The 16,678-nt window shown below is 67.3% G+C and carries 19 protein-coding genes; 12 read left to right on the top strand and 7 right to left on the bottom strand.

The annotated features are described in order from the left end of the window. Positions 1 to 203 precede the first annotated feature (203 nt). Positions 204 to 2,765 (top strand): hypothetical protein, encoded by a 2,562-nt coding sequence (locus tag GX543_RS01710; RefSeq protein ID WP_290849393.1) that lies wholly within the window; start codon positions 204 to 206, stop codon positions 2,763 to 2,765. A 73-nt stretch (positions 2,766 to 2,838) separates the two neighbouring features. Next, on the top strand, positions 2,839 to 3,981 hold the full coding sequence (locus tag GX543_RS01705) for a DNA polymerase IV (protein ID WP_290849391.1): 1,143 nt from the start codon (positions 2,839 to 2,841) through the stop codon (positions 3,979 to 3,981). A 6-nt stretch (positions 3,982 to 3,987) separates the two neighbouring features. Here the strand turns inward: GX543_RS01705 and GX543_RS01700 are convergent, their stop codons facing one another. Both GX543_RS01700 and GX543_RS01695 read right to left on the bottom strand, forming a co-directional pair. Continuing rightward, the gene (locus GX543_RS01700) at positions 3,988 to 4,449 is read right to left on the bottom strand and encodes a histidine phosphatase family protein (RefSeq protein WP_290849397.1); all 462 of its coding nucleotides are present in this window, start codon (positions 4,447 to 4,449) and stop codon (positions 3,988 to 3,990) included. 32 nt (positions 4,450 to 4,481) lie between these two features. Next, a complete protein-coding gene (locus tag GX543_RS01695; protein ID WP_290849390.1) occupies positions 4,482 to 4,763 on the bottom strand; it encodes a hypothetical protein in 282 nt (93 codons plus the stop codon). 164 nt (positions 4,764 to 4,927) lie between these two features. On the opposite strand from GX543_RS01695, the gene GX543_RS01690 reads away from it, so the two are divergent. Both GX543_RS01690 and GX543_RS01685 read left to right on the top strand, forming a co-directional pair. Next, positions 4,928 to 5,443 (top strand): OsmC family protein, encoded by a 516-nt coding sequence (locus tag GX543_RS01690; protein WP_290849395.1) that lies wholly within the window; start codon positions 4,928 to 4,930, stop codon positions 5,441 to 5,443. A 56-nt stretch (positions 5,444 to 5,499) separates the two neighbouring features. Next, on the top strand, positions 5,500 to 6,378 hold the full coding sequence (locus tag GX543_RS01685; RefSeq protein ID WP_290849388.1) for a DMT family transporter: 879 nt from the start codon (positions 5,500 to 5,502) through the stop codon (positions 6,376 to 6,378). Between the two features lie 129 nt (positions 6,379 to 6,507). Here GX543_RS01685 and GX543_RS01680 read toward each other — a convergent pair whose 3' ends face one another. Together GX543_RS01680 and GX543_RS01675 are read right to left on the bottom strand one after the other, a co-directional pair. Next, on the bottom strand, positions 6,508 to 6,960 hold the full coding sequence (locus tag GX543_RS01680; RefSeq protein WP_290849387.1) for a flavodoxin domain-containing protein: 453 nt from the start codon (positions 6,958 to 6,960) through the stop codon (positions 6,508 to 6,510). A gap of 106 nt (positions 6,961 to 7,066) precedes the next feature. Continuing rightward, entirely contained in the window at positions 7,067 to 7,585 is a 519-nt protein-coding gene (locus GX543_RS01675) for a DUF4333 domain-containing protein (RefSeq protein ID WP_290849386.1), read from the bottom strand. Between the two features lie 173 nt (positions 7,586 to 7,758). Between GX543_RS01675 and GX543_RS01670 the strand changes: the two genes are divergently transcribed. Continuing rightward, positions 7,759 to 8,148: an SHOCT domain-containing protein gene (locus GX543_RS01670; protein WP_290849385.1), complete on the top strand. Its 390-nt coding sequence runs from the start codon at positions 7,759 to 7,761 to the stop codon at positions 8,146 to 8,148. 56 nt (positions 8,149 to 8,204) lie between these two features. On the opposite strand, the gene GX543_RS01665 is transcribed toward GX543_RS01670, so the two are convergent. Then, on the bottom strand, positions 8,205 to 8,402 hold the full coding sequence (locus GX543_RS01665) for a hypothetical protein (protein WP_290849398.1): 198 nt from the start codon (positions 8,400 to 8,402) through the stop codon (positions 8,205 to 8,207). On the opposite strand from GX543_RS01665, the gene GX543_RS01660 reads away from it, so the two are divergent. Both GX543_RS01660 and GX543_RS01655 read left to right on the top strand, forming a co-directional pair. After that, positions 8,356 to 9,234 (top strand): DUF3558 family protein, encoded by an 879-nt coding sequence (locus GX543_RS01660; RefSeq protein WP_290849384.1) that lies wholly within the window; start codon positions 8,356 to 8,358, stop codon positions 9,232 to 9,234. The genes GX543_RS01665 and GX543_RS01660 overlap by 47 nt on opposite strands. Then, complete coding sequence (locus GX543_RS01655) at positions 9,231 to 9,776, top strand: DUF3558 domain-containing protein (protein ID WP_290849383.1); 546 nt, start codon at positions 9,231 to 9,233, stop codon at positions 9,774 to 9,776. The genes GX543_RS01660 and GX543_RS01655 overlap by 4 nt, the downstream gene beginning before the upstream one ends. A gap of 3 nt (positions 9,777 to 9,779) precedes the next feature. Here GX543_RS01655 and GX543_RS01650 read toward each other — a convergent pair whose 3' ends face one another. Next, a complete protein-coding gene (locus GX543_RS01650; RefSeq protein WP_290849382.1) occupies positions 9,780 to 10,601 on the bottom strand; it encodes an acyl-ACP thioesterase domain-containing protein in 822 nt (273 codons plus the stop codon). A gap of 153 nt (positions 10,602 to 10,754) precedes the next feature. Between GX543_RS01650 and GX543_RS01645 the strand changes: the two genes are divergently transcribed. Genes GX543_RS01645 through GX543_RS01625 form a run of 5 tightly spaced genes read left to right on the top strand, consistent with a single transcriptional unit; the run spans position 10,755 to position 16,354 of the window. After that, a complete protein-coding gene (locus GX543_RS01645; RefSeq protein WP_290849381.1) occupies positions 10,755 to 12,434 on the top strand; it encodes an FAD-dependent oxidoreductase in 1,680 nt (559 codons plus the stop codon). Further along, positions 12,434 to 13,669 carry a glycosyltransferase family 4 protein gene (locus GX543_RS01640; protein WP_290849380.1) on the top strand — a complete coding sequence of 412 codons (1,236 nt, stop codon included), beginning with the start codon at positions 12,434 to 12,436 and terminating at the stop codon, positions 13,667 to 13,669. The genes GX543_RS01645 and GX543_RS01640 overlap by 1 nt, the downstream gene beginning before the upstream one ends. Positions 13,670 to 13,672: 3 nt before the next feature. After that, the gene (locus GX543_RS01635; protein ID WP_290849379.1) at positions 13,673 to 14,404 is read left to right on the top strand and encodes a class I SAM-dependent methyltransferase; all 732 of its coding nucleotides are present in this window, start codon (positions 13,673 to 13,675) and stop codon (positions 14,402 to 14,404) included. A gap of 2 nt (positions 14,405 to 14,406) precedes the next feature. Then, complete coding sequence (locus GX543_RS01630) at positions 14,407 to 15,456, top strand: prenyltransferase (protein WP_290849378.1); 1,050 nt, start codon at positions 14,407 to 14,409, stop codon at positions 15,454 to 15,456. 58 nt (positions 15,457 to 15,514) lie between these two features. Beyond that, positions 15,515 to 16,354, top strand: coding sequence for an LLM class F420-dependent oxidoreductase (locus GX543_RS01625; RefSeq protein WP_290849377.1), 840 nt, complete (start codon positions 15,515 to 15,517; stop codon positions 16,352 to 16,354). A 4-nt stretch (positions 16,355 to 16,358) separates the two neighbouring features. On the opposite strand, the gene GX543_RS01620 is transcribed toward GX543_RS01625, so the two are convergent. Then, the coding region (locus tag GX543_RS01620; protein ID WP_290849376.1) for an AAA family ATPase at positions 16,359 to 16,678 on the bottom strand (320 nt) is incomplete at its 5' end.

Genomic DNA, 16,678 nt, shown 5'->3' with positions numbered 1-16,678 from the left:
CGGCTCGAGCATCTCCGTGGGATCGCCCAAGGCTTCCGCAACCTCGACCACTACATCTTGCGGTCGCTACTGCACTCCGGTCAGCTCGCCGACCGGATCAACGCACTCTGAGATACGAAGAGCCGGTAATACATGTGTATCAAATCTGGCACATACGAGTGATCGGGTCCGCGAGTGACCCACCAACAAACCCGGGAGATCTTGTGTTTGAAGACTTGAACCGCGCGCAGCGTCGCGCGCGGGCGCGTGCCGAAGGTGGACGTCGTCAACGTTTGAAGAAGGGTGTCGTCGCTCTGGGTGCGATCGCCGCACTGGGTGCCGGAACCGTCATGGGGCCTGCGGGCATCGCCCAGGCCGAGACGTCGACGAGCATCGACCTGGCCGGCATGGACTTCGGCGCGATCCTGGGTATGCTCGACGACCCGATGGTCTCGCAGTTCGTCGAGATGTGCCGCACTGGAGCCCTGTCCACCGGGCCGGACTCGAGCAAGAGCACCGAGTTCGACGTAGACAATCCGCCTCTCGCGGTGGCCGACTGCTCGACGTCGACGGGCACCGGCATCGCGTTGGTGCTGCCGGAGCGCCTCGAGGTGGGCCAAGCCGCCGAGAACATGGAGATGGACCTCGGCGACGACATCAATCTGCTGTTCATCAAGTACAAGATGGGCGAGCGGAATCTGTTCGAGATCCTCAGCGGCGTCACGCTGGGCAGCGACACGATCAAGGGCGCCGCCGAACTCCTTGGCATGCCGCGTGTGGACCCGGGTGCCTTCGATAAGTACAAGAGCTACGCGGAAGTGCAGCGGGACGCTGCGCTGCCGGTCGTCATGGAGCGCTACTGCAAGGGCGCGATCATCTTCGGCAACTGCGTCGGGGGATGGGGCGATCGCGACAAGAACCTGACGAAGCGTTCCGAGGCACTCACCATCGCCGAGTATCTGACCGGCCACAAGTACGACCACTCGGTGCCGCAGAACCTTCCCGGCCCGGCCAAGCCCATCGGTACCTCGACGATCGCGGGTGAGGGCATCAACGTCGCGCTCTCGATGCGTGGCGGCAACGCGTCGGCGACCACCGGCCATAAGTTCGCCGCGGCCCTCGCGGGCGCGGACCGCGGTCGCAACTCGACCGCGTCGGCCACACTCGGCATCGCGACCGCGATGAACATGAACACCGACGACATCAAGTTCACCTGGTTCGGCCAGGAAGTCGACTTCAGCAAGCTGCTGGCCGCCGGCCTGCTCGACTCCAGCATGGCGGGCGAGGCCGGCGCGGACGCCACCGAGACGCTGGAGATGATCGGCGGTATCAACGGCAACATCCCGCAGCTCAAGGAGGTCTCGTGCTTCGGCGTCAACACGTCGGCGACCGCCGAGGGTCTCGGGTCGTGCACCAACATCCTGGGCACCTTCGACACCTACAAGGACCTGCGTCCGGTCACTGACGGCGGCCACCGCCAGGAGCAGTACGGGCTGACCGACGTCACGTCGCTGTTCCTGGGCAACGACGCCCTGCTCAAGCAACTGGGACCGGCGCTCGGCGGTGACACCTCGGGCCTGATGAACAGCCCGTTCGTCGCGGACATGCTCAAGGCGATGATTTCCGAGGACGACCGCATCAAGTTCGCCAAGGACTTCATCCGGTACACCAAGGATGTCGAGACGACCTTCGCGAAGACGCCGAAGCTCGACGCGAACGGCAACCCGGTCCTCGACGCCCACGGCAATCCGGTCATGGAGGTGACGACTACTCCGCGGATGGTCGGCGCCACCGAGGTGATCGACGAGCAGTACCAGAAGCCGGTCACGGTCCAGGAGAAGGACGCCGACGGCAACCTGCTCTGGGTCGACGGCAAGGGCAGTCCGGTGGAAGCGGGCGCCGAGGGCGCGCTGCCCAAGATGGTGCAGGACACGAACGCGGACGGCACACCGAAGACGGCACCCGCGACCCGCAAGGTCACCAAGCCGGTGATGATCTGGGTGGATGCCGACGGCAACGAGGTCACCGAAGGCACCGAGGGCGCCCAGCAGGTCCAGAAGCGCGTGCAGGCCAAGGACTACGACGGCAACCTGATCTTCGACCCGGTCATCGAGAAGACCACGACGGCGCACTGGCTGACCTCCGACTACGGTCTGCGCGAGCCGTTGGTGATCCAGTGGCTGGGTCACGAGATCGTCTTCTTCCCGCCGGTGGAGATCAACGGCAGCACTCGCCCCAACCTGATCGGGCTGCCGCAGATCAAGAAGATCACCGACGATGCACAGACGGGTCTGCTGCCGAAGATCAGCCTCGTGCAGTGGGACAACGCTTTCGGTCTGGGCACCATGACCCTCGACAACCCGTTCGATCCGATCAGCACCTTCCGGAACATGTTCGACACCGTCACGGTCTTCGACGACCTCAAGGCGGCCGGCGACCTGATCGGTCAGCTCACGGCGCAGCCGGACGCACCGACGAACCCTGCGGACCCGAACGCGGACGAGTCCGTGAACCGGGGGGAGACGGCAGACATGGTCGTGAACTCACCGGCTCCGGACCTGCCGGATGCCGTGGTCAATGAGGCACCCGAACTGGCACCGATCGAGGTCATCACGCCAGATCAGGCGGATCCCGTCGACGTACCGGAGGAGAGCCCGGCCGTTGAGGCCCCCGCCCCGGAGACGCCGGCCGAAGAGGCTCCGGCAGACGAGGCGCCGACAGCAGAGGAGTCGGCGCCGGTCGACGCGCCGTCCGCCGTGGAACCGGAGATCGAGCCCGCGCTGTGAGCTGATCTGCGCCAGATCCCTCGGCCCGGTCGTCTGCTGACGGCCGGGCCGTCGGCGTGTCTAGAGTCGATTCATGGCGCAGACATCTGGGGACGCCGCCCGGGAGGCACCCCGCTATCGCTGGTTGTTTCACGTGGACCTGGACCAGTTCCAGGTCGCGGTGGAGAGGCAGCGTCGCGGTGACCTCATCGGCCGGATCGTCATCGTGGGTGGCGACGGTGATCCGACACGTGCACGCCAGGTGGTGACGTGCGCGTCCTACGAGGCGAGAGCACTCGGCGTGCGCGCGGGGATGCCGATGCGCGCCGCGGTGAAGAAGGCGCCCGATGCGGTGTTCCTGCCCCTCGACATGGCGGAGTACGAGCGGGCGTCGAGCCGGGTGATGGACGTGCTCCGGGGCTTCGGAGGCGCGATCGAAGTCTGGGGCTGGGACGAGGCCTACCTGGGAGTCGAGGACCGCGCCGGAACCGCGACGCTGACCTCCGACGATGTCGTCGCCGTCGCGGAATCCATCCGGACAGCGGTCGAGCGTGAAACCGGGCTGCAGTGCTGCGTCGGCATCTCCGACAACAAGCAGCGCGCCAAGGCCGCGACCGGTTTCGCGAAGGCGGCCGTGCGGCGGCCCGATGCCGGGGTCGACGCTCGGGTGTTCGTCCTCGACGAGACCAACTGGTCGGCGCTGATGGACCATCGACCGTGCCGCGACCTCTGGAGTGTCGGCTCGCGGACCGCAGCCAAACTGTCCGCGGCGGGCATCGACACCGTCGCCCAACTCGTCGCCACCGACCTCGATCAGTTGGTCGCGATGTTCGGTCCGCATCAGGGGAACTGGTTGTACGTCCTCAGCCGGGGTGGGGGCGACGATGCCATCTCCGACGAGCCGTTCGTCGCCAAGTCGCATTCGCGGGCTCGCACCTTCGACGTAGACCTCACCGATCGAGCGGATCTGCTGGCGGCCGTCGACGAGCTGGCTCGGGAGGTGCTGGAGCAAGTGGTCGCCGAGGGGCGAATTGCGTTTCGGGTCGGCCTCACGGTGCGGACCAAGACCTTCTACACCCGCACCAAGATGCGGAAACTGCAGGAGGCGACGACATCGATCGGACCGATCGTGACGGTCGCCGAGGAGTTGCTGGACGCCTTCGAGATCGATCGACCGATCAGGCTGATGGCCGTGAAACTGGAACTGCTGGACCCGGGGTCGACCGGCGGGGCCTGATACTCTTCACCGAGGGACTTGGAACGCCACGAGCCGGGCGTGGCCGTCGAGGTCCAGACCCACCCGATCCCACGGGACGCTCAACGAGACGACGGCGTATGCGGAGGTGGGGAAGCGATCGATGTCGCCGTCGGCGTCGAGGCTCAGGGCGGCCTCCGGCATTCCGGGGAAGTGGCCGACGACGAGGACCGTCGACGCGTCTTCCGGAACGTGCAGCCGGATGGTCTCGAAGATCTCGGCGGGAGTGCCGCCGTACAGGTCGCTCACGTACTCGACCGGCGCATCGACGCCGGTCTGTTCGAAGGTCATGCGGGTGCGCGTAGACGTGGAGCAGAGCGCGATGTCGACCTCGAGTCCGTCGTCGGCCATCCAGCGCCCGGCGAGTGCGGCCTGACGCAGTCCACGGTCGTTGAGCGGTCGCTCGTGATCGTAGACGCCCTCCGGGTACGCGGACTTGCCGTGGCGCATCAAGATCAACGTGCGCGCGGGCGGGGTGGTGCTCACGCGGCGCCCCGATGCGCCGCTCCAGCGCGCAGTGCGTCGTCGGCGTCCATCAGGCGCAGCAGGTGGGTCGTCTCGCGCCAGGCGGCGACCTCCTGCATCAGCATGACGTGCTCCTCGATGCGGTCATCGGCGAGCGCCTCGTCTGCCAACTCGGTGAGCTCGAGAAGCTCGTCCACGCAGTGATTGATCAGGAATCGGATGCGTAGACCGCGGCAGGCGTCGTTGATGTCGTCGGACGAGAGGGTCGTCACCCGCTCCAGTTCTCTGCGATAGGTCATGATCCAACGGTAGATCTCGGGTACGACAAATTCGGACAGGCGCGCGGCGAATCGCGGACCGGGACTTCCGTCACAGGGTTAAGACGCACGCTGAGTTCAACGGTGTCGCGAACGCCGCGGTTTCCCTACCGTTCTGAGCCATGACGACAACAGCACTCATCGACATCCCGGCCACTGCGACCAAGCTGAACGGCATCGCCGCGGCGACCGCCGACGCGGTCGCGGCCAAGCCGAGCAACGCGCAGGTGGTCTTCGCCGCCTCCGCGGTGGCGACCGAAGGAGTGTCGAGCCAGATCGGTCTCCGCTCGTTCTCCGTCACGGTGGACGAGCCGCCGACCCTCGGCGGTTCCGACAGCGCGCCGAACCCGGTGGAGTACTACCTCGCGGGGCTGCTGTCGTGCCAGGTGGTCACCTATCGGTTCTGGGCCGAGCGGCTCGGCATCGAGTTCGACGACCTCAAGCTGTCTGCTGAGGGGGACCTCGATGTCCGCGGCTTCTTCGGCCTCGACCCCGATGTCCGACCCGGCTTCACGGCGGTCCGGGTGATCGTCGACATCACCGGGCCGGCCTCGGAGGACGACTACCGTCGCCTCCAGGAAGTGGTGGAGCAGCACTGCCCGGTCCAGGATCTGACGGCGAATCCGACGCCGATCGGGACTGAGCTCCGCGTCACACGTTGAGGCGACCGGTGCGGTAGCGAAACGGGGGAGTCAGTCCAACAACTAATCTGTTGGTGATGCATACCTGGGCCCCGATTCTCCTGGCGATCAGCGCCGCCGTGCTGATCGCTGTCGGAACCGTGCTGCGCCAGCGCGCCTCGGCGGCCAACGGAACCATCACGCGCGGGTGGACGCTGGGCGCGGTGATCGCGCTCAGCGGCTTCGTGCTGCAGGCCGCGGCACTGGGCCTGGGCTCGATCCTGGTGGTCCAACCGCTGGTGGTGCTCGCCGTCCTGTTCGCGCTCCCGATGGAGGCGTGGATAGACAAACGGCGACTCCGGCGTGCCGAATGGATGTGGGGCCTGGTCCTGGTCGGCTGCGTCGTCGGATTCCTGGTGGTGGCGCGCCCGGTCTCCACTGATCGTCGGCCGGACATGCTGGTGATGGTGGTGACGGTGACGATCCTGGTGGTCGGCCTCATCGCGGTGGTCGCGAATGCCGAACGCTGCCGCAGCGCCCACTTTCGGGCCCTCAGCTACGGCATCGCGGCGGGCGCGCTGTTCGGCGTCTCGGCTCTGCTGATCAAGGCCGTCGCACTCCGGGCCTTCTACGATCCCGTGTCGCTCCTCACCCATGCTGAGGTGTACCTGCTGATCGTCGTCGTGATTCTCGCGATCGTTGCGCAGCAGCGCGGCTTCGGCGCGGGTGACCTGCAGACCTCGTTCCCCGCGATGAACGTCATGGAGCCGACGGTCGCCATGATCCTCGGCATCGCGCTCCTCGGAGAGACCGTCTATGTCGGCGCTCCGTCGGCGGTCACCCTGGGGGTGGTCGCGGTGATCGCGGCGACCGCGGTGGTGCGGCTCGCACAGGAGGCGGCGACGCCCGAGACCCACAACCAGGCGTTGGTGGAAGAGCCGGTGGAGCTGGTGCCGCCGGTGGGCGGCGCCGGGTAGCGGGTCGAGCGCCCAGCACCAGAAACGCCCAGCACCAGAATCGGCCGACACACGGATCGACACAGACAAGAATCCCGGTTGTGCGACGAATGGTTCGTCGCGCAACCGGGATTCTCAGACTGGGTTGCGCTATCCCTGCGCGATGAGCGCGGGCAGCGCCTCGGCCCACTCCTCGGCGGCCTTGGCCGGCTTCACGGCCGACGACGCGTCGTGGCGGAAGTGCTCGCCCACCTGGACCGCGCCGAGGTCGCTGAGCTTGGCCGCCATGATCTCGCCGCCACGGTTGTAGGTGTCGCCGTACACGGTGTCGCCCATGCCGAAGACTGCGAAGCGCAGGCCGGTGAGGTCCGGCTTGATCTCGTCGAGCTCATCGGCGAAGGGCAGCGCGCTGGACGGCAGCTCACCCTCGCCGTAGGTGGAGCAGATGACCACGAGGAAGTCGCCTGCGTCGAGATCCTCGACGGCGTACTCGGCCATGTCGTAGACCGCGGGGTCGTGGTCGGCTGCCAGTACGTCAGCGATCGCGTCGGCGACGAGCTCGCCGGTACCTGTCTCGGTGCCGTAGAGGATGACAGCGCCCATAGTCGTAATTCTCCTGCGTGTTGCGGTCAAAGTCGTGGATTACGGTAGCGTAACCACAACTTCCAGTCGAATCACGACCAGGGACTTTAGTCGCTCGCAAGCGCCGTCAGCGGACCACCCACTGATCGTCGGATCCGGATTCGGAGACCGTGTATGTCAGGGTCCCGGTGTTTCCTTCAGAATCGCCGACGCCGCACGTGAACGTTGCACCGGGGGCGTAGGCGCGCAGGCCTTCGCCGCAGTCGACGGCTTTCACGCCGCCCATCTTCTCGGTGACCGCGGCGGTCAGGGTTTCGGCGGTCTTCTTCATGTCGTAGGGGCGCTCGACGAACTTGAAGTTCACGTCGTTCCCGGCCACGGTCGAGACGACGTTGAAGTCGGTGCCGCTCGCGGTGGCGATGCAGTCGAACTCGGTGCCGTCCGCGGGATTCTTGCCGGGGTCGTCACACGTCACGGTGCTGGTGGTGTGTCCCAGCGGAGCCAGTGTCTTGTTGAAGGTCTCGGTGATCGATTCGGTGACCTTGTCCTGGTCGATGGACGAGCCGCCGACCGAGAACGAGCAGGAAGCCAGGATCGGGGCGGCGAGGGAAACGAAGATGAGCGCGCTCATGCGGCGAGTGATCATGGTCAGAGAATATGCTGTGGCCAGGTGTTTTGACCAGATTTGCGACAATCTGCGGGGAAGTCCGAATGCGGGGGGGGAGTGTCCGACAGGCGTGCATTTGGGCAGGGAGCGAACGCAGCGGCCCGCACCTGGTTACGATCGAATTCCCCACACGGAAAGAAGGTCGGAAGAAGATGGACTGGAGCTCGTTCTGGAATGTCATTTGGTACACGGTGATGGTGTTCGCCTTCATCGCCTACCTCATGGTGCTGTTCATGGTGCTCAGCGACCTGTTCCGCGACCACAAGCTGGCCGCCGGATGGAAGGTCGTCTGGATCATCCTGCTGATCGTCCTCCCCTACATCACAGCGTTCGTCTACCTGTTGGCACGCGGCCCGGGAATGGCAGAGCGCGGTCAGGCAGCTGCGATCGCGGCAGAGAAGGCCAACCGCGAGTACATCCGTCACGCTGCGGGCCAGAGTTCGCCCGCCGCGGACATCGCCACCGCGAAGTCGCTCCTCGACGCGGGGACGATCACTCCGGAGGAGTACGAAGCGCTGAAGGCGAAGGCCCTCGCCGCGTAGTCACCTGTAGCGGCGTCCGGAGTCGGACGACCGACTCGATGCCCGGAACCTGGTACTCAGGTTCCGGGCATCGTCGTTCCGGCCGCGTCGGCGGCGATGATCGACGCCCGGCCGCCTGCGGCGATTAGGGTGGTGGCAATCAGGCACCACGCGAGGCACGAGATCGACGGACAGTCCGCCCGGCGGACGTCCTGGGGAAGGGGAGCGATGGCGACCCGCATCGACAGTTGGATCTGGTCGATCCGCTTAACCAAGACCCGCTCGGCCGCGGGTGCGGCATGTCGGGCAGGCCATGTGCGATTGAACGGCGCGACGGCGAAGCCGGCCGCGGCCCTCGCCGTCGGCGATCGCGTGAGCGTCCGGATCGGCGGGCGCGAACGGATCGTCGAGGTAACGAAGTTGATCAGCAAGCGGGTCTCCGCGCCGGTGGCCGCCGAATGCTTCATCGACCACAGTCCGCCGCCGCCGTCGCGCGAGGTGCTCGCCAGCCTGCCCCGGCGAGACCGAGGCGCGGGCCGGCCCACCAAGCGGGAACGCCGACAACTCGACGAGTTCCGTTCCGGTGCGACGCTGGTCGTGTTGGCAGCGACCGTCGCGACACTGCTGGTCGGCTGCTCGCCCTCCGACGACGATCAGCCCGAAACGACGGCCACGCCGCAGGCCGGTACCGGCCCGGAATTCGGCCGCTGCGGTGGCCTGACGACGAAAGACGTCTCCGAGATCTCGGGGATGGCGGGGCTCGAACTCGCCATCGACAACACCTCGACCTGCGAGTGGCGGTCGGGCACCGATCGGCGGAACGGATCGGTGTCCTTCAACTGGTACCGAGGGTCGCCGATCGGTCGTGAACGCGGCACCGAGCAACTGACGCGCGACAGTTCGCAGGACTACTCGGTCGACGGGCAGCCCGGGTTCATCGCTCATTCGGCGGGCATCTGCGAGACCGGCATCGCGTGGGACGCCGACTTCATCGAGATCTCGCTGGCGTCGCCGGTCGGCGTCGACTTCACACCGGTGATCGGCACGGACAAGCTGTGTGCTGCGGCCAAACGCATCACCGAGAAGGTCGTGAAGGGGGCGTCATGACGTCGTTGCGGAAACGGGTGGCGGCGTCGGTCGTCGCCGCAGTGGCGGCAACCTCCCTGGTGGCCTGCGAGATCGACGGTCAAGCGGTGCGCGAAGGCCGGTCGGTCGGCGCCGACACCGGCCACGTCGACACCAACCGCTTCGACAAGTTGCTCGCCGAGTGCGAGGTCCTGCCTGCGTCGGTCATCGCCAAAGCGGTGGGCGGCACGACTGCGCAACCCAACTTCTACGGGGCCAACTGCCGGTGGATCGTGCTGCCGCAGAGCACCGACGTCACCTTCAACTGGTTCGAGTGGGGCGATTACAACCTGGAGCGGGAGACGGCGCAGCGACTCGGCTTCGTCACGGAGAACGTCCAGGTCCGCAGCCAGTCGGGGTTCACGCAGCGCGACCCCGCGCGACCCCAGGTGTGCGGCGTGACGGCCAAGGCGCAGGCGGGCGGAATCTTCACCTGGTGGGTCGAGCCCGTGGGCGCCCCCGAGGGCGACGCATGCGCCGCTCCGATCAAGCTCATGGAACTGATCCTGAGCGGGGCGTTCTGACTCTCAGCCCTGCGGGATGACGCCGACCGAGACCGACGCGGCCACCTGGAGCTCGCCGGCGTCGTCGGCGGTCATGATCCAGATCAGCAGCGCATCCGACAGGCGCTGGCGGCGGACGGTGACGCGAGTGCCCGGGGTGATCGGGCGCAGGTACTCGATCACCGCACGGTGCGGTCCGTCCAACAGGTCTTGGTGGTCGACCAGTTCGTCTTCCACCGCCTCGAGGTAGGCGGCATTGTTGAGGTGCTTGAACGGGTCGAAATCGGTGATGCGCAGAACGTGCTCGCGGTCGGGGAGATCGAGCTCCTCCGGTGCGGGCGCCTTCCCGGGGTTCATCGCCTTCCAGCGGAGCCGATGCTCGTCGGTCATCGGCGTCAGCGTGTCCATCGCCAGATCACTGATCCGCGACGGCATGCCCTCGGAGTTCATGTTGATCCAGAACGCCTCGGTCTCGACGAGGCCGTTGGGGCGGGGTTGCGGATTGAACTCGTTGGTGCCGCTCGTCGCGGTGATGCGGACGCGCATGTTGGTCCACCGGGTCGACAGGGCTCCGCACCAGCGCTCCACCGAGAAGTCCGACGGCCAGGTGATCGGTTCGATGACGTCGATCACGGTGCGGCGGATGATCCAGAACGGGTCGGTCTTCCCGAACGGAACCACTTCGATGTGGTCGTTCGCCACGTCCTGGAGGTAACGGGCCAAGCCGTCCAGGCGCACGCGCATGTCCTGGTCGATGTCGCCGGTCCGAACCCGGTAGTCGGCGGTGAAGTACGCGGCTTCGGGCTTTCGGTCGCCGAGGGGGTGGTAGGGCGCGAGTGCGGTCATCGGGCGGAGTACTCCTGGAGATCGTGCGCGAGCGGTTCATGCGCGCGCCCGCGGCGGGATGCGACTGTGCGGCGGCGGGGGATGTGACGCTCGATACGGTACTCTCAGAGAAACTAGAACACGTTCACCCTTGTCTTGGAGAGGGAATCTGAGATGACGCACATAATCACGCGCTCTTGCTGCAACGACGGCTCCTGTGTCGCCGTTTGTCCGGTCAATTGCATTCACCCGACCCCGGACGAGCCGGATTTCCTCACCGCCGAGATGCTCTACATCGATCCGGAGACGTGCATCGACTGCGGTGCCTGCGTCGATGAGTGCCCGGTCAGCGCGATCTACCCGGACGATCAATTGCCGGAGAAGGAAGAGCCCTTCCTCCAGATCAACGCCGACTACTACAAGGACCACGACGTCGAAGGCGGACTGGTCCGGCATCCGAAGGGGCCGCAGTTGCCCTCGGACGAGTTGCGGGTGGCGATCGTCGGCGCCGGGCCCGCCGCGTTCTATGCCGCGCAGGAGCTGGTGAAGAAGTCGCAGGTCAAGGTCGACATGTTCGACCGACTGCCGACGCCGTACGGCCTGGTTCGTGCGGGCGTCTCGCCCGACCATGCGCAGACGAAGGGCGTCGAGACCACGTTCGCCGCGGTGGAGAAGAAGCGCAACTTCACCTACCACCTGGGCGTCGAGGTGGGCGAGCACATCACCCACGACGAACTCCGCGACCGCTACGGTGTCGTGCTCTACGCCGTGGGCGCCGCCCACGATCGTCGCCTCGACGTGCCGGGCGAGGACCTCGCAGGCTCCATCGCGGCCACCGATTTCGTCGGCTGGTACAACGGCCATCCCGACCACGCGAACAACACCTACGACCTCAGCGGCGAGACCGTCGTGGTGATCGGCAACGGCAACGTCGCGCTCGACGTCGCGCGGATCCTGGTCACCGACCCCGAGGAGCTCGCATCCACCGACATCGCCGATCACGCGCTCGAGGCGTTGCGGTCGTCGAAGGTTCGCGAGGTGGTCGTGATCGGTCGTCGCGGGATCGAACACGGCGCGTTCACCAACGGTGAGTTCGTCTCGCTGGCAGACCTCGACGGCGTCGACATCGTGGTCGACGAGGCCGACCTCATTCTCTCTGATGAGGCGGCGGCCGCGGAGAGCGACGACACGCTCGACTCGGTGATCGCCACCAAGGTGCGCCTGGCGCGGGAGTTCGCCGCCAAGCCGCAGACCGAAGGCAACCGGCGGATCGTCTTCCGCTTCCTCACCTCGCCCACCGAGATCGTCGGCGACGCGGACGGCCGTGTCGACGCGGTGAACCTGGTCCGGAACGAGTACATCGGCGGCGGCAAGATCACGCCGACCGAGGTCACCTCGCGGATCGAGACGGGCATGGTGGTCCGCTCCATCGGATACCGCAGCCAGCCCATCAAGGATCTGCCGTTCGACGACGAGCGGCACGTGGTCCCCAACGAGGACAGTCGAGTGCTCGACGGTCCCGGCGGCGACCCGCTGCCCGGCGTCTTCGTCGCAGGCTGGATCAAGCGCGGCCCCACCGGGGGCATCGGCCGCAACCGGCTCTGCGGCGAGCAGGCGGCGACGTCGATCCTGGCCGACTTCGCGAACGGCGTGCTGCCGACGCCGAGCGTCGACAGCGCCGACGTTCCCGAGCTCGTCGGCTCGCGCGGAGCGCACCGGGTGGACCTGGAGGGCTGGAAGAAGATCGACGCCGCAGAACGCGAATCGGGTAAGGCCGCCGGACGTCGTCGCGTCAAGTTCATCTCGATCGACGAGATGTTCAGCGTTGCCGGTCGGGCGGGCGGGGACGCGTAGTGCGGATTGCGCTCCTGTCCTATCGCAGCAAACCGCACTGTGGAGGGCAGGGCGTCTACGTCCGTCACCTGTCTCGCGAACTGGCCGCGCTCGGCCACGAGGTCGAGGTCTTCTCCGGCCAGCCCTACCCCGAACTCGACGACGGGGTCTCGCTGACCAAGGTGCCGAGCCTCGACCTGTACGGCGAGCCGGAACCGTTCCGGACGCCGAAACTGCGCGAGTACCGCGACTGGATCGACGTGCTCGAGGTAGCCGCCATGTGGACCGCGGCCTTCGGCGAACCGCTCACCTTCAGCCTCCGCATGGCGCGGGCGCTGAAGGGGCGGCGTGCCGACTTCGACGTCGTGCACGACAACCAGTGCCTCGGCTACGGACTGCTGGGGATCAAACGTCAGGGCTTTCCGCTGGTCGCGACGATCCATCATCCGATCACGCGCGACCGGTCGCTGGCGGTCAAGGCCGCGAAGGGGCTCAAGAAGATCAGTGCCTGGCGCTGGCACTCGTTCCTCGCGATGCAGGGGCGGGTCGCGCGGCGGATCCCGTCGTTGCTGACCGTCTCCAACAGCAGCGAGCAGGACATCCGCGACGCGTTCGGGGTGGATTCGGATGCTCTCGCCACCATTCCGCTCGGTGTCGACGTCGACCTCTACGCGCCGCGCGGCGAGCGGGTGCCCGGTCGCATCGTGTGCGTCGCGAGCGCTGACGCACCGCTGAAGGGGGTCTCGTACCTCCTCGAAGCGGTCGCCAAGGTCGCCGCCGAACGGGAGGTCCAGCTGACACTGGTCTCCAAGCTCGACCCCGAGGGGCCGACCGCCCAGCTGATCGACGAGCTCGCGATCGCCGATCGCGTCTCGGTGGTCTCCGGTCTCGACGACGCCGATCTGGCCGCGCTGCTCGCGAGCGCCGAGGTGGCCTGCGTGCCGTCACTTTACGAGGGCTTCTCGCTGCCTGCGGTGGAAGCGATGAGCTGCGGAACGCCGCTGGTCGCGACCCGCGCCGGGGCGATTCCCGAGGTGGTCGGCGACACCGAGGAGGCGGCGCTGCTGGTGCCGCCGCGTGACGCGGGCGCACTGGCGCAAGCGCTGCTGCGACTGCTCGACGATCCGGTGCTCGCCGCGCGGATCGGCGACGGTGGTCGTGCTCGCGCCGCCGAGCGATACAGCTGGTCGGCCGTCGCCAAGGCCACCGCAGACCGATACCAGGCGGCCATCGACGCCGTCGAAGGGAGCAACTGACTCGTGCTGACCGTGGACTTCGACCGCCTCGACGTGGGACCGGGCATCCGGGCCATCGACATCGGTGCCGGCCAGGGACGACATTCGTACGAGATGCTGCGGCGCGGCGCCGACGTCATCGCGTTCGATCAGAACGAGAACGACATGGCCGACGTGGCGGAGATGTTCGGCGCCCTCCACGCGGCGGGCGAGGTTCCCGAGTCGGGAGTCGCGCGCACGGAGACCGGCGACGCGCTCGCACTGCCGTACGAGGACGCCGCCTTCGACGTCGTGGTGATGTCGGAGATCCTGGAACACATCCCGGACGACGAATCGGCGATCGCCGAGATGGTTCGGATCCTCAAGCCCGGCGGGCTCGCCGCCGTCACCGTTCCCCGGTTCTGGCCGGAGAAGGTGTGCTGGGCGCTGTCGGACGAATACCACGAGGTGGAGGGCGGCCACGTCCGCATCTACCGTTCGTCGGAGCTGGCTGCCAAGCTCGTCGCGGCGGGGCTGGAGGTCACCGGTTCCAGCCACGCGCATGCCCTGCACGCGCCGTACTGGTGGCTCAAGTGCGCGGTCGGCGTCGACAACGACAGCAACCCGCTGGTCCGCGGCTATCACAAGATGCTGGTCTGGGACATGATGAGCAAGCCCTGGGTCACCCGCGTCGGCGAGCAACTGCTGAATCCGCTCGTCGGTAAGTCCGTGGCGCTCTACCTGCGTAAGCCAGAGGTCGCGGCGGAGTCGGCGTAACCGTGGTGCTGCCGTCGATCTCGGGGGTGTTGACCGGCGATCAAGTGCGCGCGACCGGGGCGGCCATCGTCGCGATGCAGGAGCCGGACGGCGCGCTCCCGTGGTTCCCCGGCGGCAAGACCGACCCCTGGGATCACGTCGAATCGGCGATGGCGCTCTCGGCCAGCGGGTTCCTGGCGCAAGCCCGCGCCGCGTACGAGTGGTCGGCGCACACGCAGCGCGCCGACGGCTCGTGGCCCATCGAGGTCCGGCGCGGTCACGTGGTGGATCCCGGTGTCGACAGCAACTTCTGCGCGTACATCGCGGTCGGCGTCCGCCACCACTACCTCATCACCGGTGACGAGGCGTTCCTGTGGAGCATGTGGCCCACGGTCCGAGTGGCGATCGATCGGGTCGTCATGTTTCAGCGCGACGACGGCGCCTTCCGCTGGGCCGCGTGTCACGAGACCGGAGCGATGTTCGACGAAGCGCGGATCACCGGCAACGCCAGCATCTACTCGGCGCTGTGCTGCGCGTTGGCGATCGCCGAGGAGATCGGTGCCGAGGTGCCCGCCTGGGAGCAGGCGCGCGAGCGGCTCGCTGAGGCCTTCGAACGACCCGACGACGCATTTCTGCCGCCGGGGGAGCACTCGATGGACTGGTACTACCCGGTCCTCGGCGGCGCGGTGCGCGGCGATGCCGGACGGGCCCTGATCGACGCTCAGTGGGACCGCTTCGTGGTGCCGGGCTCGGGCATTCGCTGTGTGAGCCACCGGCCGTGGGTCACCGGTGCCGAGACCTGCGAGCTGGCGCTGGCGCTGGACGCCCTCGGTGACACCGATCGTGCGGTGGCGATGGTGGAGTCGATCCAGCACCTCCGGGATCCCGGCGGCGCGTACTGGACCGGCCTGGTGATCAGTGACGGCAAGCGCTGGCCGGTGGAACGCAGTTGCTGGACGTCGGCCGCGGTGATTCTGGCGGCCGACGCGATCAGCCGGGCCACCCCGGCGGGCGGTATCTTCGCGGATCTGCAGCAGGTTCGAATTGCCACTCCCAACTCGGGGCGACGTTAGTTAGACTGGTGTCCAGTCTGGCGTCCAGCCTGCGGACGCCGCCAGCCCGGAGGTAGATGTGGATTTCGGAATCGTGCAGTTCACCAGTGACCGCGGGCTCCGCGCTCATCATTTGGCGCCGCTGATCGAGGACGCGGGTTTCGCCGCGTACTACGTGCCCGAGCACAGTCACATTCCGACCAGACGCGAGGCGGCCCATCCGCGGACCGGCGACGCCTCGCTGCCCGACGACCGCTACACCCGGACACTCGACCCCTGGACGTCGCTGGCGGCCGCGGCCGCAGTGACCTCGAGGGTCGAGCTCTCGACCGCCGTCGCGCTTCCGGTGCAGTCCGACCCACTGACGCTCGCCAAGACCATCGCCACGCTCGATCACCTCTCGGAAGGCCGGTTGAGCCTCGGCGTCGGTTTCGGGTGGAACCTCGACGAGCTCGCCGATCACCACGTGCCCGCCGGCCGTCGTCGGACCATGCTCCGCGAGTACCTCGAGGCGATGCGCGCCCTGTGGACGCAGGAGGAAGCGGAGTACCACGGTGAGTTCGTCGACTTCGGGCCTAGTTGGGCGTGGCCCAAGCCCTCGCGGACCATCGCGATCAACGTCGGTGCGGCGGGCACCGAGAAGAACTTCAAATGGATCGCCCGCAGCGCCGACGGCTGGATCACCACACCGGGTGAGACCGACATCGACGACTCTGTCGCGTTGTTGCAGAAGGTCTGGGCGGAGGCCGGACGGGAGGGCGAGCCGCAGATCGTCGCCCTCGACATCCGTCCGGACGCCGATCGCCTCGCGCACTGGGAGGAGATCGGCGTCTCCCGCGTCCTCTACGGTCTCCCCGACAAAGACGTCGAGACTGCGACCGCCTACCTGGGCAAGCTGGCCGGGAAGGTCCTGCGGTAGGCCGTCACTCGCCCATGTATGCGGCCTCGAGACGGCCGAGGTCGGCGGTGAGTGCCGAGGCTCGGTCCTCCAGATGGATGCGGCCCTTCACCAGGACGATGGCGCGGTCGGCGATGCCCAATGCCAGATGGACGTGCTGCTCCACCAGGATCACCGACGTGCCGCGCTCGGCGGCGACCTGCCGCAGGACGGGAAGAATCGCCTCGACGATCACCGGTGCGAGGCCCATGCTGAGCTCGTCGATCAGTAGGACGTCGGGCTGCTGGAGCAGCGCGCGGGCGAGTGCGAGCATCTGCTGCTCGCCACCCGACAGTTGGCCCGCGG

The organism is Gordonia sp. (in: high G+C Gram-positive bacteria), from assembly GCF_012515855.1.
In the GTDB taxonomy this organism is placed as follows: domain Bacteria; phylum Actinomycetota; class Actinomycetes; order Mycobacteriales; family Mycobacteriaceae; genus Gordonia.
The sequence above is the reverse complement of the archived record's forward strand: the minus strand, read 5'-3'. Positions and strand labels throughout refer to the sequence as shown.